The sequence below is a fragment of the uncultured Cyclobacterium sp. genome, assembly GCF_963977555.1.
Classification (GTDB): domain Bacteria; phylum Bacteroidota; class Bacteroidia; order Cytophagales; family Cyclobacteriaceae; genus Cyclobacterium.
In genome coordinates, this window is sequence record NZ_CAXBPD010000009.1 from 85,311 (window position 1) to 105,405 (window position 20,095).

At 40.3% G+C, this 20,095-nt stretch carries 20 protein-coding genes; 6 read left to right on the top strand and 14 right to left on the bottom strand.

Going from position 1 to position 20,095, the window contains the following annotated elements; genetic code table 11:
- Nucleotides 1-224: 224 nt before the first annotated feature.
- The 14 genes from AAC073_RS12970 to AAC073_RS13035 all read right to left on the bottom strand — a co-directional run bounded on the left by AAC073_RS12970 (nucleotide 225) and on the right by AAC073_RS13035 (nucleotide 14,651).
- A complete protein-coding gene (locus tag AAC073_RS12970; protein ID WP_339711923.1) occupies nucleotides 225-512 on the bottom strand; it encodes an STAS/SEC14 domain-containing protein in 288 nt (95 codons plus the stop codon).
- Between the two features lie 87 nt (nucleotides 513-599).
- Nucleotides 600-773, bottom strand: coding sequence for a hypothetical protein (locus tag AAC073_RS12975; RefSeq protein ID WP_339924250.1), 174 nt, complete (start codon nucleotides 771-773; stop codon nucleotides 600-602).
- 65 nt (nucleotides 774-838) lie between these two features.
- Nucleotides 839-1,474 (bottom strand): cation diffusion facilitator family transporter, encoded by a 636-nt coding sequence (locus AAC073_RS12980; RefSeq protein ID WP_339924251.1) that lies wholly within the window; start codon nucleotides 1,472-1,474, stop codon nucleotides 839-841.
- 157 nt (nucleotides 1,475-1,631) lie between these two features.
- Entirely contained in the window at nucleotides 1,632-2,426 is a 795-nt protein-coding gene (locus tag AAC073_RS12985; RefSeq protein ID WP_339924252.1) for a cation diffusion facilitator family transporter, read from the bottom strand.
- A gap of 6 nt (nucleotides 2,427-2,432) precedes the next feature.
- Nucleotides 2,433-2,813, bottom strand: coding sequence for a DUF3703 domain-containing protein (locus tag AAC073_RS12990; RefSeq protein WP_339924253.1), 381 nt, complete (start codon nucleotides 2,811-2,813; stop codon nucleotides 2,433-2,435).
- A gap of 1 nt (nucleotide 2,814) precedes the next feature.
- Entirely contained in the window at nucleotides 2,815-3,483 is a 669-nt protein-coding gene (locus AAC073_RS12995) for a class I SAM-dependent methyltransferase (protein WP_339924254.1), read from the bottom strand.
- 15 nt (nucleotides 3,484-3,498) lie between these two features.
- A complete protein-coding gene (locus AAC073_RS13000) occupies nucleotides 3,499-6,000 on the bottom strand; it encodes a heavy metal translocating P-type ATPase (RefSeq protein WP_339924255.1) in 2,502 nt (833 codons plus the stop codon).
- Nucleotides 6,001-6,007: 7 nt separating this feature from the next.
- Complete coding sequence (locus tag AAC073_RS13005) at nucleotides 6,008-6,430, bottom strand: transcriptional repressor (RefSeq protein ID WP_339924256.1); 423 nt, start codon at nucleotides 6,428-6,430, stop codon at nucleotides 6,008-6,010.
- 446 nt (nucleotides 6,431-6,876) lie between these two features.
- Nucleotides 6,877-8,097 (bottom strand): efflux RND transporter periplasmic adaptor subunit, encoded by a 1,221-nt coding sequence (locus tag AAC073_RS13010; RefSeq protein ID WP_339924257.1) that lies wholly within the window; start codon nucleotides 8,095-8,097, stop codon nucleotides 6,877-6,879.
- Nucleotides 8,098-8,144: 47 nt separating this feature from the next.
- Nucleotides 8,145-12,557, bottom strand: a complete 4,413-nt coding sequence (locus tag AAC073_RS13015) for a CusA/CzcA family heavy metal efflux RND transporter (protein WP_339711943.1) — start codon at nucleotides 12,555-12,557, stop codon at nucleotides 8,145-8,147.
- A gap of 336 nt (nucleotides 12,558-12,893) precedes the next feature.
- Nucleotides 12,894-13,211, bottom strand: a complete 318-nt coding sequence (locus AAC073_RS13020; protein WP_339711945.1) for a DUF6660 family protein — start codon at nucleotides 13,209-13,211, stop codon at nucleotides 12,894-12,896.
- A 110-nt stretch (nucleotides 13,212-13,321) separates the two neighbouring features.
- Nucleotides 13,322-13,765 carry a hypothetical protein gene (locus AAC073_RS13025; protein ID WP_339711947.1) on the bottom strand — a complete coding sequence of 148 codons (444 nt, stop codon included), beginning with the start codon at nucleotides 13,763-13,765 and terminating at the stop codon, nucleotides 13,322-13,324.
- A gap of 225 nt (nucleotides 13,766-13,990) precedes the next feature.
- Entirely contained in the window at nucleotides 13,991-14,551 is a 561-nt protein-coding gene (locus AAC073_RS13030; RefSeq protein ID WP_244874473.1) for a hypothetical protein, read from the bottom strand.
- Complete coding sequence (locus tag AAC073_RS13035; protein WP_244874474.1) at nucleotides 14,526-14,651, bottom strand: Rieske 2Fe-2S domain-containing protein; 126 nt, start codon at nucleotides 14,649-14,651, stop codon at nucleotides 14,526-14,528. Before AAC073_RS13035 ends, AAC073_RS13030 begins: the two co-directional genes overlap by 26 nt.
- Before the next feature lie 91 nt (nucleotides 14,652-14,742).
- On the opposite strand from AAC073_RS13035, the gene AAC073_RS13040 reads away from it, so the two are divergent.
- The 6 genes from AAC073_RS13040 (at nucleotide 14,743) to merA (ending at nucleotide 20,038) form a co-directional block, all read left to right on the top strand.
- Nucleotides 14,743-14,967: a hypothetical protein gene (locus tag AAC073_RS13040; protein ID WP_014022501.1), complete on the top strand. Its 225-nt coding sequence runs from the start codon at nucleotides 14,743-14,745 to the stop codon at nucleotides 14,965-14,967.
- A gap of 187 nt (nucleotides 14,968-15,154) precedes the next feature.
- The gene (locus AAC073_RS13045) at nucleotides 15,155-15,511 is read left to right on the top strand and encodes a cation-translocating P-type ATPase (RefSeq protein WP_041934822.1); all 357 of its coding nucleotides are present in this window, start codon (nucleotides 15,155-15,157) and stop codon (nucleotides 15,509-15,511) included.
- 86 nt (nucleotides 15,512-15,597) lie between these two features.
- Entirely contained in the window at nucleotides 15,598-15,975 is a 378-nt protein-coding gene (locus AAC073_RS13050; protein WP_014022503.1) for a metalloregulator ArsR/SmtB family transcription factor, read from the top strand.
- Nucleotides 15,972-16,598, top strand: a complete 627-nt coding sequence (gene merTP / locus AAC073_RS13055) for a mercuric transport protein MerTP (RefSeq protein ID WP_014022504.1) — start codon at nucleotides 15,972-15,974, stop codon at nucleotides 16,596-16,598. The genes AAC073_RS13050 and merTP overlap by 4 nt, the downstream gene beginning before the upstream one ends.
- Nucleotides 16,599-17,005: 407 nt before the next feature.
- The gene (locus AAC073_RS13060) at nucleotides 17,006-18,352 is read left to right on the top strand and encodes an NAD(P)/FAD-dependent oxidoreductase (protein ID WP_014022505.1); all 1,347 of its coding nucleotides are present in this window, start codon (nucleotides 17,006-17,008) and stop codon (nucleotides 18,350-18,352) included.
- A 33-nt stretch (nucleotides 18,353-18,385) separates the two neighbouring features.
- The gene (gene merA / locus AAC073_RS13065) at nucleotides 18,386-20,038 is read left to right on the top strand and encodes a mercury(II) reductase (RefSeq protein ID WP_339924258.1); all 1,653 of its coding nucleotides are present in this window, start codon (nucleotides 18,386-18,388) and stop codon (nucleotides 20,036-20,038) included.
- Nucleotides 20,039-20,095: the final 57 nt, after the last annotated feature.

Consider the following 20,095-nt stretch of genomic DNA (forward strand, 5'->3'; position numbering starts at 1 on the left):
ACACTTTTGGCATTCTATCTCTACAATCTTTGTGGTGGCAAAATAATAGGTAAAGGAATTACTTATCCCCCTTGACAGGAAGGTGTAAATCAATCTATAATGTTAAAATTACCTAAAGCAAGGGCTGTAATAGTTACTTAATTTAAAGGCGAACCACATAGGTTTCTATATTCAGAAATATTTTTCCATTTGCTGTACATAGGTTATTATTGACTGAATGTTTTTTACTGAGTAATCCATTCCTTTGCCTTATCTTTTTTATCCAGATCAAAATAGCGAATCTCTGCGCTGGTAAATGGTTTCATGAATTGAGTAATCCAATCCTGCCATTTCTTTTCACCTACCATAGCTATCTTTTCATAATCATCGGCATGCGACATATCCATTTTCAAATCCTGCCAGAAAGCATTGAGTTTCCAACCTGAGAAATTCTCCATTTCAAAATACCACCGTACTTTTTTCCCACGATTCACAATGTTATGAATCAAAGGATGGATTTTCTGGATATCCAATTCTGTGAGTTTATCCTCAGCCTTAGTAGCTATTATATTGTTTTTTTGTGAATTTAAGTATCTGTAACATAGTGGTCTATAGTTAAGTTATAATTTTCTATTTTTCATTTCAGCTTTCGCAATTGCCCGGTCAATAGCTTCTGCCTTTGTGCATTTATCATAGACGTAGAATTCTTCGGCATATTTTAAGGCCAGCTTCCGGATATCCTCATCCAATGCATTGAGACGGTGCTTATATTTGTTGAATAAGTGCTTTGTCATTTTATTACTTTAAATTTAAAATGCCGACTTACTTTTCTATTTTCTTTCTTTACCCGCAAATTTTCTTATTTTTTTGGATCATTTGATATTTTTCTTCCATTCTTAAATGCTTCCCATCCTTCTTTAAGAGCATAGGGCACAATTAGAAAGGCCGCAACAGGATCGGCCCACCACCAATCTAAATAGCGAACAGCAAGCAAACCACTCAAAACCGCAATGGTTTGATAAAGGCATACAAAAGTATCCTTGGAATCTGCAATAAGCTCTTTACTATCCAGCTTTTTGCCATATCGATATTTATACCAAATGAGAATAGGATTTACTACTAAGGAAATGACAAGAATAATTACTCCTGTTGTACTCCAGGAAGGAATTTTCTGAGCTAATAATTTTGAAATAGAATCGTAAGTAATAAACAAACTCACCAGCAAAAAGGAAGTGGCAATAACAAAAAAGGTAATCTTTTCCCGCTTCCGTACCTGTTGTTCCTTAATCTCCTTAATTTCACCGTGCAAGCGCCACCATAAGGTACTTGCCGATACTACTTCAATTACACTGTCTAATCCCCAACCAATTAATGCAGCACTGCCGGATGTGAAACCTGCGATCAGAGACACTATTACTTCACCTGTATCATAAATAATATTGTAAATTTGAACTTTACGAGCCTTTTTGAGGTATTTTTCCCTTTGCTTCTCCATAAATATGTTGTTTGTATCAACTCTTATTCTTGTTTTCCCAGCTTTTTTATTTTATCAAAATTTCGGATTTCAGCATCGACCATCAACGCTTCCCATCCTTTTCGCCAATAACAGCAGCTTCATTAAAGTGGAGTTTTTCTATAACAGGAATACTTTTTCATTTAGCTAATTTAAAAATCCTTACAGCCCCACGCATCACAAAGGTGAAAACTATCCCTCCAATTGATAGATCAGGCCATTTGCTATCCAACCAATAAACCAGCACACCAGCCAGGATCACTCCACCATTTACAATAATGTCATTGGAAGTAAATATGGCGCTGGCCTGCATGTGGGCTTCATCGCTTTTGGCTTTATTGATCATCCAAAGCGAAATCAGGTTGCCGATAAGGGCCAGTACTGATATAATAATCATCCATTGAAACAGCGGTAATTCGCTTTCGCTGAAAAACCTGCGCAATACTTCTGAAAAGCCTAAGAGTGCCAATGCCATTTGAAAATACCCACTGATTTTGGCTACTTTTTTCTTTCGAGACATTGCTGCACCAACAGCAAATAAGCTCAGGCCGTAGACAATGGAATCTGCCAACATATCCAAGGAATCGGCCACCAAGCCCATAGAGCGGGAAATCCACCCTGTAGTCATCTCTACTACAAAAAACCCGAAATTGATACCCAGCACCCACCAAAGTATTTTTCGCTGTTTAGATTCGTCAGCAGCCAATGGCAGCTCAGCTTCATCTTCCGTATTTTCCAATCGCTCATTGAGTTTGAGTTCACTGAGGGCTTGATGGATTTTTTCAACTTCTTCGGTGTGGTATACCTCCAGTTTACGATTGGGGATGTCAAAAGAAAGCTGATTTACCTCATTATATGGCTCCAGCTTCATACGAATCATCTGCTCCTCGGAGGGGCAGTCCATTTTTGTTATTATGAATGTGGATTTTTTCATCTTTTTCTATTCCCTTGGTCTTACTCCAGCTTTTTTGAAAATCTCTAATAACACTTCTGAAATTGGAAGCGATTTTAAGGGTGGAATATTTGCTCCGCCAGTATTACCTATCGGTATTTTTCCAACAAACGATTTAACACCTCCAACGAGGAGTCTTGGAATTTGCCCAAAGACTTCCTTGATGTCTTTAATATGGATTCCAAACAGTAGCATTTTCCAGTGTACATAGCTATGTTGCCAAGGATAAGCCTGACCAATTATATGGGCACGTTCTAAGTGATTCCATGCCCTTTGAAGTTGTCCTGCAGCAAAATACCTTTTGTATGCCATTAATTCTTGTTCGAAATATGGCTTTAACTTTTTGGGTATGGTGGTATATAATTTCATATTATTTATATGGTTTGTAACCAGATGCCACAAATACTCCATCAAAAATCCCGAACCACTTAAGGTCAAAATTCACAATATTAGACTCCAAGTATTGCCACAATGGCCTTTCAACTTCTCCTTTCACGATCCATTTAATCAACTTACCTAACAACCTAGGTTTTTCTAAGTACCAATCTAAAATTACAATTTGGCCTCCTGGTTTTAGACCTCCAATCACATTTTCAATAATGTTTTTCCAATCATGAAGTCCATAGAGTCCTAAGTCGCAAAATACAGCGTCAACTTTATTTGCCTCCTTGGAGCTTGAGTGTTCGTTTAGCCATTTTTGATCGATCTTGGTGGCGTTTTCTGATATCAGCTCAATGTTAGTCCAGTTATTTTTCTCAATTTTTCGCTTTGCTTGGGTTAGCATTCCCTCTGATAGGTCAATTCCGATAATCAACCCCGAATTTTTTAAATAAGATTGAAAATATTCGAAATTCACACCTGTGCCACAGGGTAAGTTCAAAACAGTTTGACCGTTTTCTAATTTGAGTTTTGTAATGGCATACTTTCTAGCTTTTCTATAATACCAATTGGAGATGATATCGTAAAAGTTCGAAATATTATCGTAGTAACGGATGGCTTTATCTTGCTCCGCTTTGGTTCCGTTCATTTTAATGTCCATGTATTTCTTCGATTGCTATTTACGATAAGCCAACAATCTTAGCGCATTAAAGACTACCACCAAGGTGGAACCTTCATGAATCAACACGGCAGGTCCGATGGTTGCAATCCCTGAAATAGTCAGTGGTATTAAAATACCTACTATTCCCAAACTCACCCAGAGGTTTTGCTTGATAATGCCTTTGGCCTTTCTACTTAAACCGATAGCAAAAGGCAAGGTTTCCAGCTTATCGGCCATCAGGGCTATGTCGGCTGTTTCCAGGGCTACATCACTGCCTGCTGCTCCCATGGCAATGCCTACCGTGCTGTTCGCCATGGCCGGGGCATCATTCACGCCATCACCTACCATGGCTACTTTGGATTCTTTCTCCTTAAGTTCTTTAATGGCTTTAACCTTTTCTTCCGGCAACAGGCTGCCCCAGGCATCCGTGAGGCCAATCTCTTTGGCTACTGCATCGGCTACTTTCTGATTATCACCCGTAAGCATAATCATGCGCTTGATGCCAATTTTTTTCAGTTCGGCCAGAGTTGCCTTTGCTGATTCACGAGGTGTGTCCATCAGGGCTATCGTACCGATGTATAATGCGTTCCTGCGGATAAGCATGGTCGTGTTGCCACCTCCTTCGAGTTCCCTTACTTGTTCTTCTATTTCTTTGGAAGGTTTGTCTTCATCCAGGTCGACAAACAGGTCAAGGTTTCCTATGTAGATTTTATCACTTCCCAAGGATGCTTTGATCCCTTTCCCCAACACGGCTTCAAGATCACTTGCTTCTGGAATGACTGTATCATTTAACCGCTCTTTCCCATCCCTCACTACCGCTTTTGCCAGCGGGTGGTCACTTAGGTTTTCCACCGCCACCGCTATTTTTAAGAGTTCATTTTCACTCACGTTCCCAAGAGGCACTACTTTGGTGAGTTTAGGTTTTCCCTCGGTTAGCGTTCCGGTTTTGTCGAAGGCCAGAGCTGTCAAAACGCCCAGATCTTCCAACGGCCGTCCACCTTTTATAAGCACACCACCTTTTGCAGCGCGGGCAACCCCACTCAAAACAGCGCTAGGCGTGGAGATCGCCAACGCACATGGACTTGCAGCAACCAGTACGGCCATCGCGCGGTAAAAACTATCACTAAATGTTTCGTTGATTACCAAAAAAGCACCTAGCAATAGTACAACCAGGGCCAGTACAGAAGGCACGAAGTATTTCTCAAACTTATCAGTAAGAAGTTGGGTAGGCGATTTTTGGGTCTGGGCTTCATTGACCAACTTTACCAAACGGGAAAGAGTTGAGTCACTGGCTTCTTTAATTACTTTTATTTCTAAAGTACTGTTTCCATTAATGGTTCCTGAAAATACCCGATTTTCTGGTTTAATGTCATTTGTTTTTGACCATTCTTTTTCAGGATCATCAACAGGCAATTTATCTACCGGTACACTTTCCCCGGTAATAGGCGCCTGGTTTACGCTACTTCGACCATCTACCACCACACCATCAGCAGAAATTTTGCTATTGGGCTTCACTACTATGATGTCTCCAATGCTCAGTTCTTCTATACCCACTTCTTCGGTTTTTCGATTTCTCTTGAGCAAGGCCGTTTTAGGGGCCAGTTCCGCCAAAGCGGCAATGGATTTCCTTGCTTTGCTCATGGCGTAATGTTCCAGTGCATGTCCCATGCTAAAAAGGAAGAGTAGCAAAGCACCCTCAGCCCATTCGCCTAAAATAGCTGCTCCAATGGCCGCCACCAACATGAGAAAGTCAATTTCAAAACCACCTTTGGCGACTGTTTGAATCGCCTCTTTGGCAGTGAAATACCCTCCAAAGAAATATGCAACAACATATAATGTTAAGCTCACCCAAGAAGAGATAGCTTCCACATAAGAAAGCCCAAAGCCAATGCCCAACAATGCTCCACAGATAATGGAAAAGATCAGCTCAGTATTTTTGCCAAAAATCCCTCCATGCGAATGTTCATGATCTTCACCTTCCCCATGATCATGGCGGTCTTTTTCTTCATTTTGTTGCACTTGATCATCGTCTTCAGCAGTCTTTCTTATGTACTGTTCGACTTCTACTTCTTTGGTAATAATGTCTAGGCCTTCTTTATGTAAGGATTTAAGGATTTCCGCTTCATCTATCTTTGCAGTTTCAAATTCTAATCCGATCATACCAGAAGCAGACACTGAGGACTGTAAAACTCCATTTAATCTATTGAGTGCTTCTTCAATTTTTCTGGCATGACGGGTATGACGAATTCCTTCTACCTCAATTAACCTGTGACCGTATTTATCAATAATGGAAGCACCTGTACGTTTAGCTAATTTTTGAATCTGATCAATAGAGATTACCTCAGGATCGTAGTGAAAGCAGAGTTGGGGCACACCGTTATCCAATTCATCAGCCACATGGACTTTTTCAAGTCCGTCTTTCCCTTTAAGTTGCTTTATTAGCGTTTCTACACATTGATCCTTCTTGTCCAGCACTTTGGGAAGAATGAGTGGTATTTTTATTTGTAATTTTTTCATAATCATTCTATTTATTTTCTGAGCAATTACCACAAACACCTTTTACAACTAAATTAGCCTCTTCAGGAATATGATTTGGAGGTAACTCTACTTCGGGAATTTTATAACTGGTCAAGCATTTGGTTTGTCCGCATATTCTGCAATGAAAGTGCAGGTGTAAGTCTCTTTCTATTTCACAATTACATCCCTCTTCACACATCGCATACTTGGGCACACCAGTACCATCATCAATACTATGTATCATGCCATTTTCTTCAAAAACTTTTAACGTTCTGTATATAGTAGTCCGGTCCGATTTCTCAAAGTCCTGATATAAATCGGTCAGACTAACTGCTGCTTCCTTACCCATGAGGCACTCAAATACCAACAACCGCATAGTAGTGGGTTTGATATTGTGAGCCATTAAGCTTTGTTCTAATTCCTTTATCATTTGCTTTAAATTATTCTTTAATAGAATCACATGTCTTCATACTATATGCATCAACCAATTTGGAGAAGTAAATAATACCATCACCTGCTTCAGGTTTTTGAGATTTTTCTCAAAATAAATACACATCTTTATCCATTCCTTCATTTTTGATACTTTTGCCCAGATTATATTTTCGGGTTATCGGTAAAATAAAAGTCTAATGAAGGAGAAGTATTTCTTTGCTGGTTCGCATAGGCTCCTCCCCTATTAAATAGCCTTATCATCGCAACCTGCATCGCCTTGTGAGCCACCAACTATTTGTACTTTTTCGACAAGTACCACTTTAATCTCTTGATTTTAATAGTTGTTATAATTTTTAATCAATTAATGAAGATAATAACCGCCAAAAGCAGCTAGCAAAAGTGGTCTAGGTGTAGCTCCCTGCCAACTGACTTTTGCCAACTCATTTAATGACTATGAGAAGTCTGGCTTTTCTTCATTTCGGAGATCAAATAGTAGGCATTATTCCATGCCACCTGAGTATCGTCTGTAAGTGGCTCCAATAATTTGATCTCTACCCAACCATCTTCGGTGATACCTGTGCGCACTTCTATGGCTTTAAACGCCCATTCGGTCTTTCCATCTTCTTCATGTGCTTCTGCCATAAAAATATAGGGCTTGCCCTCTTCTTCTATGATGGCACTTTCTGGTAATGCCTTTACAGAGTTATTATCTCCTATTCTTATTTTTCCATTGATATACATCCCCGGAATGAGGAAGTCTTCTTTATTTTTTATTTCTGCATGCACGTGAACCGCTTTTGGATTCTGTTCAAATTGCTTGCCCACTGAATAAATCTCTGCAGTAAGCGTTGAGCCCGGAACTGATTCTACAGTAAAAGATATAGTTTGTCCTTTCTTTACCTTATATACATCCTTTTCAAATACCATCAGGTCGGCATGGATATGATCGGTATTTACAATCATAAACATTTTGGTTTGTGGTTCTACATATTGCCCAAGTTGTACTTCCACTTTTTCAATGTACCCATCAATTGGGCTCACAACAGGTACATATTGATAGATATCTCCAGTCTGTACTTTCTCCACATTCAGGCTGAGTTGCCTTAGCTGTGCTTCATAGCCTTTCACTTCTCCTTTCATGGCCTGATAATTGGCCTGAATTTGCTGATAGGTTTTTCCAGAACCCACTTCCTCTTCGTACAACCTTTTCTGTCGTTGGTTTTCCTTTTCCAGAAACTGTAACTGACTGTATGCCCGCACATAATTTGTCTGAAGTTTGCTTAGGTTTGGGTGCGACAAATAAGCCAATACCTGACCTTTGTTTACTTGATCACCCTCAATTACTTTGATGGAAGTAACATTAGCACCCAATATGGCGGTAACAGTAGCTTCGTGTTGTGGTGGCACCTCCAATTGGCCGTTAGCTTCTACAATTCCTGAAAGTGGTCGAGTGGGCAGGGTATCCAATTTAATACCCAAACTTTCAAATTTCAACTCTGAGAGGTGCAACTCAGCCATACCTTCTCCACCTTCGTATCCAGCCTCTCCCTCAATATGTTCTTCACCAGAAGTCTTTCCAAGGTTACCAGCGGACTTGCTACCACAGGCTGTAAATACCGATGCCATTAATATTAGTGCCACTATATATATTATTTGCTTTTTCATTTCTTATAATATTTATCTGAACTTATTATTGACTTTCAATTTCATCATTAGTTTGTTGTTTTTAAGTAGTATTCCAGCTGGTAGCGACTGTCCAGATAATTACCGAAGGCATTCCAGGAGTCTACCTCTACGCGAATGGCATCCCGGATATTTTGCAGGAATGTTACGTAATCTATAGCGCCTTCCCTGTAAGCAAAAATAGCCCCATCCCGTTGCTCTTGAGCCAGTGGAAGTGCTTCATCACGGTAGTAATTCCATGAATTTAGCCATTTCAGATATTGTTCTCTCATGTTCTGATAGGCGGTATTCAGTTCCAAATGATTTTGTCTGAGGTTTTGCCCGGCAATATCCCGCTGGATTTTGGCCGACTGTGTTCTTCCAAGCTCAGGACCGAAAAACAAGGGGATTCTAATGCCTACCTGATACTGATAAAATCCCGATTGCCCAGCAATTTGCTGTCTACCATACTGCCCCTGCAATTGTGGCAAAAACTGTGATCGTCTCTCTTTTATGGTAGCTTCAGCCACATCTAGTCGTTGTTTCGACAGGTTCAATAAAGGATGATTCATCAATGAATCAGCTACATAATTGAGTGGCTTGTCTAATTGATTGGTGGGGACATCAGATACAGTAAATAATGTGTCGTTAGCAAACCAAAGGTTGAGGCGCTGCAAAGCACTCAGGTAATCCCGATAAGCTTGCTCTTTTTGTATCTGTACCTGATTGGCTTGGTTGGAAGTAGCTAAGTATTCCAATTTAGAAGTAGCTTCCGTTTCCAATCGAATCCTGGCAGCTCTTTCAATATCTGCAAATATCGAATCCAACTGTTGATAAACCTTGTAGTTGTTTTTAGTGGCATAAACCATACCCCAAGCCTGGCTTACTTCCCTCTCAAGTTCAATGATTGAGAGGTCAAGTGACTTCTCTGCCAGTGTAATCCTTTCTTTTTGCAATTTCACCCGTGGGGCTATTCCAAAGATATCTATCTGTTGTTGTTGAATTCCAAATTGTGTATAAATACCATCAGAGCCATTGCCTACCTCTTCCTTTCCGGTAAAGACCTGTGTATTCCCAAAATCCCAGGCGGTTTTCTTCAAAACTTCCTGGTTTTCTATCTCCAGTCTTGCCGATTGGATTTTAGGGAAGCTTTCTACCGCACGTTTTCTGGCCTGGTCCAGTGTGATAGTTGGCAAACCGACCTGTGACTGTTGCTGCTGTTGCGCATTCGCCACAGTGGGTAGCTCGAATAAGCCTCCACAAACAATCAGGGCAATGATCACATTGGCATTTGGTCTTTTCAGGCTTTTTCTTTTGTCACTTCTGCTTTCCACAAAAGTGTAAAGTACCGGAAGCACCACCAATGTGAGCAGTGTAGCCGTAAGCATTCCCCCAATCACTACCGTAGCTAAGGGGCGCTGCACTTCCGCTCCTGCAGATCCTGAAAAAGCCATCGGCAAGAAACCGAATATATCTGTAGTAGCCGTAAGCATGATCGGCCTGATCCTTTCTTTGGTTCCGTTAAAAATACGGTCACGGATACTGGTAACTCCTTCTTCTTTTAGTGAGTTGAAGCGGTTGATCAATACCAGTCCGTTTAATACAGCTACTCCAAATAGCACTATAAAGCCCACACCTGCCGAAATACTGAATGGCATATCCCTTAACCATAAGGCAAAAATTCCACCAATGGCTGCCAAAGGAATGGCGATGTAAATCATAATAGATTGTGAAAATGACTGTAAGGCAAAATACAGAAGCACAAATATCAGAAACAAGGCTATGGGTACTACAATGGTTAATCTGCTTTTAGCCCGCTCAAGATTTTCAAACTCACCTCCATAAGTGATGTAATAGCCCGGAGGTAGGTCTAGCTGTGCATCCAGTTTTTCCTGTATGTCGTTTACTACAGATTCTACATCACGGCCCCTAGTATTGACACCGACATAGGTCCTGCGATATGTATTATCACGTGAAATCTGCATGGGGCCAGGCATATAGCTGATATCGGCTACTTCTTTGACAGGAACCTGCGTGCCGTCCGGAAGGTCAATATATAAGGTTCGTAAATCGTCTATACTTATACGGTGGGCTTCATCAAAGCGGATCACCAGATCAAATCGTTTTTCTCCTTCAAAGATGACCCCAGCCACCCCTCCTGCAAAAGCGGAGCTCACATATTCGTTCAACTTTTGAATGTCCAATCCGTATTGTGCTATTTTATCACGATTGTAACGAACAGTCATTTGTGGCAAGCCAGATGTTCTTTCAGGGTTTACATCGCCAGCGCCTGGTACCGTTTGTATGATCTCTGCCATTTCCTGTACTTTGGCGGCTAGGATTTCCAAATCCTCGCCATATAACTTCACAGCAATATCTTCCCTGACTCCTTCAAGCAACTCATTAAACCGCAATTCCACGGGTTGGGTAAATACTAAATTCACCCCAGTTAATTGTTCTTCCAGCTTTTCTTTAATTGCTTCAATCAGGTCCTCCTTACTTTCAGCAGTAATCCATTTTTCTTTATCTTTTTCCAGTATCAGGTACATATCGGCTAAATCCATTGGCATTGGATCAGTCGGGATATCAGCCACACCGATCCGGGCAGTAACTGTTTTGATTTCAGGAAAATTATCTATTAGCAGGATTTCTATTTTTTTAGATACCTCTAGTGATTCGCTCAGCGAACTGCCCGGCCTAATCAACGCTTGCATGGCAATGTCTCCTTCGTCCAACTGTGGCACAAATTCTCCACCCATTCGAGAAAAAATAAACCCGGCGGCTATAAGAAGTACAATTCCTAAAATGATGACGAGTGCTTTTAACTTTAAAGCACCTTTAAGTAATGGCAAATAGACCCATTCTATGCCACCTATGATTTTGTCACTTACTTTTTCTAACCATCTTTCAAACTTTCCAAACCAGTTTTTTTTGTTCTCGATGGGCTTCATTAATAAGGCCGACATCATAGGCACGTACGTCAGACAAAGAAAGATGGCGCCAATCATGGCAAAGCCAAAGGTGTAAGCCATGGGCTGAAACATTTTACCTTCAACTCCGGTAAGAAAAAGGATAGGGGCGAAAACGATCAGAATGATTATTTGTCCAAAAAATGCCGAGCTCATCATGGTACTACCTGCGTCATAAGCCACTTCGTCCATTACACCCTGATTAAATTTGATTTTACCGGAGCGGATTTTTTTTTGAATTTCATATACAGTACCTTCAATAATAATGACCGCACCATCAATAATGATCCCAAAGTCAATGGCACCCAGGCTCATGAGGTTGGCCCAAACATTGAATTGCTTCATCAGGATGAAGGCAAATAATAGGGAAAGGGGAATAGTGGTAGCAGTGATAATTCCGCCTCGCAAACTACCTAGCAGGATTACCAGCGCAAAAATTACAATCAAAGCCCCTTCGAGCAGGTTTTGCTTTACGGTATCGGTTGTCCTTGCTATCAGATCACTTCGGTCAATAATAGGCGTAATTTGTAAACCTTCAGGAAGTGACTTCTGCACTTCTACCATACGATCTTTAACATTCTGAATTACAGCATTTGGATTGGCACCTTTCAGCATCATGATAATTCCTCCCACAGCTTCTTTTCCGTCTTGAGTGAAAGCACCATAGCGCACCTGACTACCGAAATGAACTTTCTGAGCTACATCTCCTACCGTAACTGGAATTCCATTTTCATTTTTAATGACGATTTTCCTGATATCATCGAGTGAGCGTATCAATCCTTCACCACGGATGAAATTCGACATCCTATTTTTCTCAATATATGCTCCGCCCGTATTGACATTGTTTCTGGCTAAGGCTTCATATACCTGAGAGATGCTCACATCCATTGCATTGAGTTTCTCAGGGTTAATAGCTACTTCATATTGTTTAATGTATCCTCCAAAGGAGTTTACTTCTACGACACCATCCAGTAAAGTCAATTGTCTTTTTACAATCCAATCCTGGATAGTACGCAGCTCCATGGGAGAATATAGTGAATCATAACCCTCCTGCGGCTGAATAGTATACTCGTAAATCTGACCTAATCCGGTAGAAATGGGACCCATGGATGGGCTTCCGAATTTTTCCGGGATAGTTTCTTTTAATTCGATGAGTTTTTCCTGAACCAATTGCCGGGGCAGATAGGTACCCATATCGTCTTCAAAAACGATGGTGACCACCGACAGCCCAAACCTTGAAATGGAACGGATTTCATCTACACCAGGCAGGTTACCCATAGATAATTCTACCGGGTAGGTCACAAACTGCTCTATATCTTCAGTTGCCAGGTTAGGGGATACTGTAATTACCTGCACCTGATTGTTGGTAATGTCAGGCACAGAGCCCAGGTTGACCGTGTACATGGAGTAGATACCCACTCCAATGAGAGCCAGCGTAAGCAGGCCCACGATGAATTTATTCCTTATTGAAAAAGAAATGATTTTATTGATCATAAGAATTACTAATTATTTGATAGGGAAAATATTGTAGTGAAAAAGCCTGACCATAGTAGTTAGTAAGGTAGTAATAAGGAGAATTGCACAAATCAGCACAATGAAAACCCATTTCAAAACTATTTAGGCAGTGATTTACTACTTCCTCTTTTCCCCTTATTCTATTTGTTCTTATTCAGTTTTTTCAAGCTCTATAAATAGAATTGAATATAGAGAAAGGGTTGCCTTTGAAGAAAGGCAAATGAAGTGGTGTTTAGGGAATTGTTCAAAAAAGTCATGGACCCCAGTAAACTTTACCGATCTGCCACACTTATTCCTGCTAAACATTGAATATTATTATTGTGGGGGTTTTAGAAAACCAATGGTTTCAGCACTTCTAAAATCCTGAAAGCAAGCAGTCCAAAAAATGGGTAGTTTTAACGGATGAGTAATGACTACCCCTGGTGAGGATACAACATGTACATGACAACAATGACAAACGCAAAACGGCGAACAACCATCCCAGCCACTTTCCTGCGAGTGGTTATGATTGCCATCATTACTTGAAAAGGCCGTAATAGTATCTTTGGTATTATCATATGGTAAAGTATCAGCACATACTACACCAGTCAGGGCCATGAAGTAAAAACTTAATATGTAGCATGCGATTTTCATTTAATACAAATATACATAATTATGTAATGCATAGGAATTGCAAAGTTGTATTTTCAGGTTAACGTATGTTTTCTTCGGATTGTTTGCACTTACATAGTTAAAACAGATTGTTAAAAATAGCTGGATATTCCTATCAGTAAGCCTGCTGTTTTGGCTGCCGGATTGCCCAACAAGTCTGTCTCCCACTTATACCAATAATTGGCACGAATTACAGTTTGAGATGAGGGTCTGAAGATAATGGCAGGCACTATGGCCTGTACATCATCATGTATATTTCCTCCGGTCTCCACAAACGAGCCAACATTATAATCCACATGCTCCAGCCGCAAAGCCAGGTTGAGTATCGCATGGTCCCATCCAAGTATTTTCCGTTTTAAAATGGTGTAAACAAAGTCGACAAACCCGCCTTGCTGCTGAGTGCCAAACTGCTGTGAATAGGATTCGGGAACTTCGATGAATGCCCATACCCATTCCCCTGTGATATTGACTCTTTTGATAGCGGAAGTATTGAAATCTACAGCTACCACGTCCAATCGCCTCTTTTCATCTAGCACAAGTCCGTCTTCTTCCTATTTATTATATACATCAACCATCCATGACAGACCTATTTCCCCGATTTTCCGATGACGAATTGCGGTTTTTAGTGTAATTAGGGGAACAGCATTGAAGTTTTCTTCAAAACGATCTACATTTTCCTAGGCAGCGGGAAGCCAGGTACGGCCTACACTGTTGGCAATTATTTGAGAATCGAAACCATTGTTAACATAAGCCTCATAAGCCTAAACCCATTGTTTCTGATGGGGCTTACCGTGCAAACCAAAGCCTACATTGCTGAAAGTAGCCGGGATGATGGTAGTAGCCATTATAGGCCGATCTACAAATTCCCACTTCGGCCCGTCATGGTTTTGGTTAAATGCGCCTATTGGGTTAATGATAATTCCGCCTCTTAGGTTCAGCACAGGATGGAGTTCAAAATCCAGGGCGGCAAACTCAATGTTGATCTCCTTGGTACCTTCTTCAAACTCAATTTCAGAAAGGAATTTGATCCGTTCTTTGATGGTGGAGGATATAAACAGGGTCATTCTTGGAATTTTGAAAGAGACACCTTCCGTAATACCATCTGTCACAAAATACTGGGCGTGTGCTTCAATATAGCCACCCAACGCAACCGGAAAGCTGCCAGTCTGCAAAAACGGACGATTATAGACCGCATCCATGTTCATTTGGATGGCAGTTGTATCATTATTTACCCGCTGTGCCATAACGGAAGCTCCTATTCCCATAAGAATAAGAAGTAATAGTGGATTGAGATTTTTATAAATGGATGTAGATGTATTCATGATCTGTGGTTATGTTAAATGTTTGAAGATTAGTTTCTGCCGGGCCTTCTACTACATTTCCTTTTGCATCATACTCACTACCATGGCATGGGCATACCAAGTAATTAGGTTTCGCATTGACTTCACACCCCTAGTGGGTACATTCTATCCAGAGTGCGAAATATTCATCCGGGTTGATTTTGTACAAGACTATGGGAAAGGTCAATGATGCTGCCGTTACAAGCACCACTTCCAGAGGTATTCCCCGATCACTGGTAAATTCATTCATTGAAAACCTTAACTTATTATCACTTATCACGGCACTCACTTTACAAATGGAAGTGCAGCCTGAAAACTCCTATGGTCAAGCGAAAACAAAAATAATTGAAAATAAATTTGGAGACCACCCCTATACCGACCCCATCTTTGTAGAGTAATCAATTTTAATCATTAAAATCTTAAAAAGATGAACCGACAAATTGAAGTATTTACAGCTGGATGTCCAATATGTGAACCAGTAGTAAAAATGGTAAAAGAAATGTCTTGCGAGTCTTGCGAAATAACAGTATATTATACCATTGAGCAATGTGACTCTAAAGTATGCATTGACAAAATGAAAGGGTTATGAGAGGCGAACAATTTGTTGATGTATTGACCAAAGACATATTGGTTGGTGAAGTTGTAGAAGTTAGGCCAGGTGAAAGGATACCTTTGGATGGTGAGGTTTTGGATGGTGCTGGAAGTGTTGATGAAGCAAGTTTTACAGGTGAAAGCACACCTGCAAATAAAGAAGTTGGTGCAACTGTAATTGGTGGTACTTTAAATCTTGACGGTGCATTGCAAATTAAAGTTTCCAAAATCGGGGAAGATAGTTTCATGAACCAGGTAGTTAGTTTAATGAGCCGTATTGCCGAGAAGAAACCACCTGTTGAATTACTGGCCGATAAGCTAATGAACAATTTCGGGCCCGCTGTATTCTAAAAATTCATTAATAAATTTAAGTATTTGCTTAAATAAGAAAACTATTCTTAATTGTAATGCGTTATTAATCCGAAAACAGGAAAACTATGGAAAACAACCAATCGTGTATCAGAGTGTTTGCCGACAAGGTGCAAATAGACAATTGTCGGGAAATGCTTCAAACAAACGACAAAGTATTCAGTCAATTGAGTGGGCTATTGGCCTTGGCAGGAAACGAAGTGAGGTTGAAAATCTTATTTCTTTTGGAAGAAGAAAAAGAACTTTGCCCTTGCGACCTTTCAGACATTCTCGGAATGAGTATCCCCGCCGTTTCTCAACATCTCAGAAAACTAAAAGACAAAAATGTAATTGAAGGAAGAAGAGATGGACAAACTATTTTCTATTCTTTAAGACAAGAGCAACTGCCTTTACTACAACCATTTTTTAAACATATTATCAATAACTCAAAAAAAGAAACAGTATGAAAAAGAAAAATAACGGACTTGTTGGAGCTGGAGTGCTTTCGGCAGTAGCAGCATCACTTTGCTGCATAACACCTGTTTTGGCTCTGATTTCAGGAGCATCAGGTGTAGCGTCTACATTTTCGTGGATGGAACCAGCAAGACCTTATCTTATTGGCATTACCGTTTTGGTATTGGGTTTTGCTTGGTATCAGAAACTCAAACCGCGAACCGCCGAAGGAATTCAATGCGATTGCGAAACTACCCGTTCCGCAGGCGACAAAGAGGAGAAAAAACCTTTTATGCAGACCAAAACATTTTTAGGAATTGTAACGGTGTTTGCAGCTTTAATGCTCACTTTTCCAAGCTATGCACATATTTTCTATCCTTTAAATGACAACAAGGAAGTTGTAATGGTCAATGCTTCAGACATTCAAACGGTGACTTTGGAGGTAAAAGGAATGACTTGCAACGGATGTGCTTCGCACGTAGAAAATGATGTTAACAGGCTACCAGGTATTTTAAATGTAGATGTAGTTTATGAAGAAGCAACTGCCAAAGTAGAATTTGATAAATCAAAAGTAAGTTTGGTTCAAATTGAAGAAGTCATCAATGGCACAGGTTATAAAGTGGTCGGCAAGAAATAGTGTTTTTTTGTGCACTGTATTTAAGAATTTAATTAAATAATTACATAATGAACAATGAATTTGATTTTATGGAGCGTTTTGTTCCTCATTGGAATTGCTCAGATCAAAGCTTAATGTTGCCAATCAACTGCCAGTAAAGCACAAACCGAAAATGCAACACAACAAGAAGGTAAAACAGTGAAAATCAAGATCACGGAAATGACCTGTGCGGGTTTATCCAGCCACATTTCAAATGCCATCTAAGAAGTTGAGGGTATTTTGGAACATAAGTCGGAATACCCAAGCGATTTGGCGACTTTCCAATACGACTCGGAAAAAACCAGCTCTGATGCTATCATTAAAGTGATAGAGAAAACTGGATATAAGGTCTAAATCATGAGGAAAAATCAAAAACAGGAGAAACAGCTATGAAGAAGTTTGATGTATTTGTATTAGGGTCGGGAATGGCAGGCATGAACATTGCCAACATTTGTGCCGGAAAAGGACTGAAAGTTGGTATCACGGATGAACTGCCTTATGGAGGAACTTGTGCTCTCCGAGGTTGTGACCCAAAAAAAATAATGCTTGGTGCTACTGAAGCTAAGGATTTTGCACAACGCCTTCACGAAAAACAAATTGCTGAAGTGCCCGCTAAACATTGGGAAGCAGCGATGAAATCTAAACAGGAGTTTGTAGATGCAATGCCCCCTAAAATTGAAAAAGGCTATAAACACAATGGAATTGAAACCTTTCACAAATCGGCTAAATTTATTTCAGAAAATCAACTGCAAGTAGGTGATGAAACAATAGAGGCAGAAAAAATCGTGATAGCTACAGGCGCAAAGCCAAAGGTATTGGGAATCCCGGGCGAGGAGCACACGCTGACCAGTACCGACTTTCTGGATTTTGATAAACTTCCCAAATCGATAGTTTTTATAGGTGGTGGCTATATCGCCTTTGAATTTGCGCATATGGCGGCCCGCTTTGGTAGCGAAGTCATCATCCTGCATCGTAGTGAACGTCCTTTAGAAAACTTTGATCCATTTATTGTGGAGCAATTGACGGAGGCCACCAAAAAATTAAACATTAGGGTGGTGTTGAATACCAATGTAACAGCCGTTGAAAAATCGGGAAATTCTTATTTGGTAACAGGCAAGAATGAAAACGGAGAACAAAACTGGGAGGCGGAAGCAGTGATCAATTCAGCCGGACGACCACCGGCAATTTTTGATCTGGATCTGGAAAAAGCAAATATCGCTTTCAGTAGAAAAGGGATTGAAGTAAATGAGTATTTGCAAAGCAATACCAATCCTAAGATATACGCTGCCGGTGATGCTGCCAATACCGAGGGAATTCCTCTTACCCCTGTAGCTGTCATGGAAGGTCATATAGTTGCTTCTAACATAATAAAGGGTAACACCAAAAAGCCAAATTATACAGGTATTCCCACTGTGGTATTTACCTTACCCACGATGGCATCTGTGGGGTTGTCTGAGGAAAGAGCAACGGAACAAGGCATCAACTTTACGGTGAAGAAAAAAGCAGTTCCGGATTGGTTTACAGGCAAAAGAATTAATGAGAAAACCTATGCGTATAAAACCTTAATAGAAAAGGAAACCGGAAAAATCCTGGGGGCACATATCATTGGACCGCACTCTGAAGAGGTGATTAATCTTTTTGCCATAGCCATAAAAACAGGATTAACTTCCAGAGATATTAAAACGATGATATTTACTTATCCGTCAGCAAGTTCTGATATCGTTTATATGGTTTAGCCATTAAAAATTTCAAAAGCTTAGGTAATAATTATGAACGAAGAAAACATAAAACTGGATATCACAGGCATGACCTGCGACCAATGTGCCACAAGCATTGAAAAGCTACTTGCTGAAAACAAAGGGGTACAAGAAGCCAAAGTAAGCTATTCTAAAGCTACTTGTGAATGCTCTTTTGATCCTTCAAAAACGACTAAGGAAAAAATAATCAATATCATCAACAGTACTAAAAACTACGGAGTAAAAGTTGAAATACTAGAAAATGAAAATAGTAGTTACACCCAATTTGACATCATAATAATCGGTGGTGGCTCGGCAGCCTTTTCAGCTGCTATAAAAGCTGAAAGTTTAGGACTTTCAACCTTAATGGTAAATGACGGTTTGGACTTTGGAGGTACTTGCGTAAATGTGGGCTGTGTGCCTTCCAAAAATCTAATTCGTGCAGGCGAAACGGCTTATCATGCTACTCATTCTAACTTTGAAGGCATTCGGCCGAAAGGAGTGAATATTGATTTTGCTCAAGTCATCAAGGACAAGAAAAAAATGGTTGCTACACTGCAAGAGAAAAAATATTTGGATGTGGTGAGCGATTTTAAAAACCTGACCATGTTAAAAGGTTGGGCAAGGTTCATAGACAACCAAACAATTGAAGTGGATGGGGAAAGGTACAAAGCAATCAAATTTTTAATTGCCACAGGCGCTACTACCAACATTCCTAATATTGAAGGATTGGACAAAATCGACTATTTGACCAATGTTTCCCTTTTTGACTTGGAAGAGAAACCAGTAAGTCTGACCATCATGGGAGCAGGTTATATCGGTTTGGAAATTGCAATGGCTTACAATCGATTAGGGGTAAAAGTTCGTGTCATAGAATTCACCGACAGAGTATTGCGAACACAAACACCAGACATCAGCGAAGCATTGGAAAGCCAAATGCGAAAAGAAGGCATTGAAATGTTACCCAATTTCAGAGCGGTAAAGTTTGAAAAACAAGGCAACGTAACCACAATACATTGCAAATGTCCTGACGGTTCATTCACTAAATTTGTTGAAAAAGGAAAGGTAGTAATTGCAACAGGAACCAACCCCCATTCAAGCCAATTAGGGTTAGACAATATTGGTTTGGACCTCACCAAACATGGACATATCGCAGTAAATGAAAAAATGGAAACCAATCTATCCAACATCTATGCAGCAGGAGACGTAGCCAATACGCCCACATTTGTTTATACCGCTGCCTTTGAAGGAAAAATTGCCGTTGAAAACGCTTTCACAGGAACAGAGAATAAAGCAGATTATTCTTCCTTGCCATGGGTGGTATTTACCGATCCACAGGTGGCAGGTGCGGGTATGGACGAAGCTCAGGCCAAAGCGAACGGTATTCCATTTGAAGTTTCTAAATTGGAACTCAAAGACGTACCAAGAGCAATAGCAGCGAATGACACTAGGGGATTTATCAAACTCATTCGCAACAGCGAAACTGATAAATTGATTGGGGCAAGAATAGTCGCTCCCGAAGGCGGAGAATTGATTCAACAATTGAGTATGGCAATCAAATACGGAATTACCGTGAAAGATTTGGCAGACAGTTTTTACCCTTACCTGACTTTGGGAGAAGGTATCAAATTAGCAGCAATAACTTTTGGAAAAGACGTATCTAAATTAAGTTGCTGTACCAGTTAGTCCGACCCGAAGAACCTGATTTAAAAAAGCAGCGAAAGCTAACTGCTTAACCAATCT

Excerpts from the sequence above, each read along its gene's own strand:
- AAC073_RS12975 (WP_339924250.1), bottom strand. The coding sequence starts at position 773 with ATGACAAAGCACTTATTCAACAAATATAAGCACCGTCTCAATGCATTG.
- AAC073_RS12980 (WP_339924251.1), bottom strand. The coding sequence starts at position 1,474 with ATGGAGAAGCAAAGGGAAAAATACCTCAAAAAGGCTCGTAAAGTTCAA.
- AAC073_RS12985 (WP_339924252.1), bottom strand. The coding sequence starts at position 2,426 with ATGAAAAAATCCACATTCATAATAACAAAAATGGACTGCCCCTCCGAG.
- AAC073_RS12990 (WP_339924253.1), bottom strand. The coding sequence starts at position 2,813 with ATGAAATTATATACCACCATACCCAAAAAGTTAAAGCCATATTTCGAA.
- AAC073_RS12995 (WP_339924254.1), bottom strand. The coding sequence starts at position 3,483 with ATGGACATTAAAATGAACGGAACCAAAGCGGAGCAAGATAAAGCCATC.
- AAC073_RS13000 (WP_339924255.1), bottom strand. The coding sequence starts at position 6,000 with ATGAAAAAATTACAAATAAAAATACCACTCATTCTTCCCAAAGTGCTG.
- AAC073_RS13005 (WP_339924256.1), bottom strand. The coding sequence starts at position 6,430 with ATGATAAAGGAATTAGAACAAAGCTTAATGGCTCACAATATCAAACCC.
- AAC073_RS13010 (WP_339924257.1), bottom strand. The coding sequence starts at position 8,097 with ATGAAAAAGCAAATAATATATATAGTGGCACTAATATTAATGGCATCG.
- AAC073_RS13015 (WP_339711943.1), bottom strand. The coding sequence starts at position 12,557 with ATGATCAATAAAATCATTTCTTTTTCAATAAGGAATAAATTCATCGTG.
- AAC073_RS13020 (WP_339711945.1), bottom strand. The coding sequence starts at position 13,211 with ATGAAAATCGCATGCTACATATTAAGTTTTTACTTCATGGCCCTGACT.
- AAC073_RS13030 (WP_244874473.1), bottom strand. The coding sequence starts at position 14,551 with ATGAATACATCTACATCCATTTATAAAAATCTCAATCCACTATTACTT.
- AAC073_RS13040 (WP_014022501.1), top strand. The coding sequence starts at position 14,743 with ATGGGAAAGGTCAATGATGCTGCCGTTACAAGCACCACTTCCAGAGGT.
- AAC073_RS13045 (WP_041934822.1), top strand. The coding sequence starts at position 15,155 with ATGAGAGGCGAACAATTTGTTGATGTATTGACCAAAGACATATTGGTT.
- AAC073_RS13050 (WP_014022503.1), top strand. The coding sequence starts at position 15,598 with ATGGAAAACAACCAATCGTGTATCAGAGTGTTTGCCGACAAGGTGCAA.
- merTP (WP_014022504.1), top strand. The coding sequence starts at position 15,972 with ATGAAAAAGAAAAATAACGGACTTGTTGGAGCTGGAGTGCTTTCGGCA.
- AAC073_RS13060 (WP_014022505.1), top strand. The coding sequence starts at position 17,006 with ATGAAGAAGTTTGATGTATTTGTATTAGGGTCGGGAATGGCAGGCATG.
- merA (WP_339924258.1), top strand. The coding sequence starts at position 18,386 with ATGAACGAAGAAAACATAAAACTGGATATCACAGGCATGACCTGCGAC.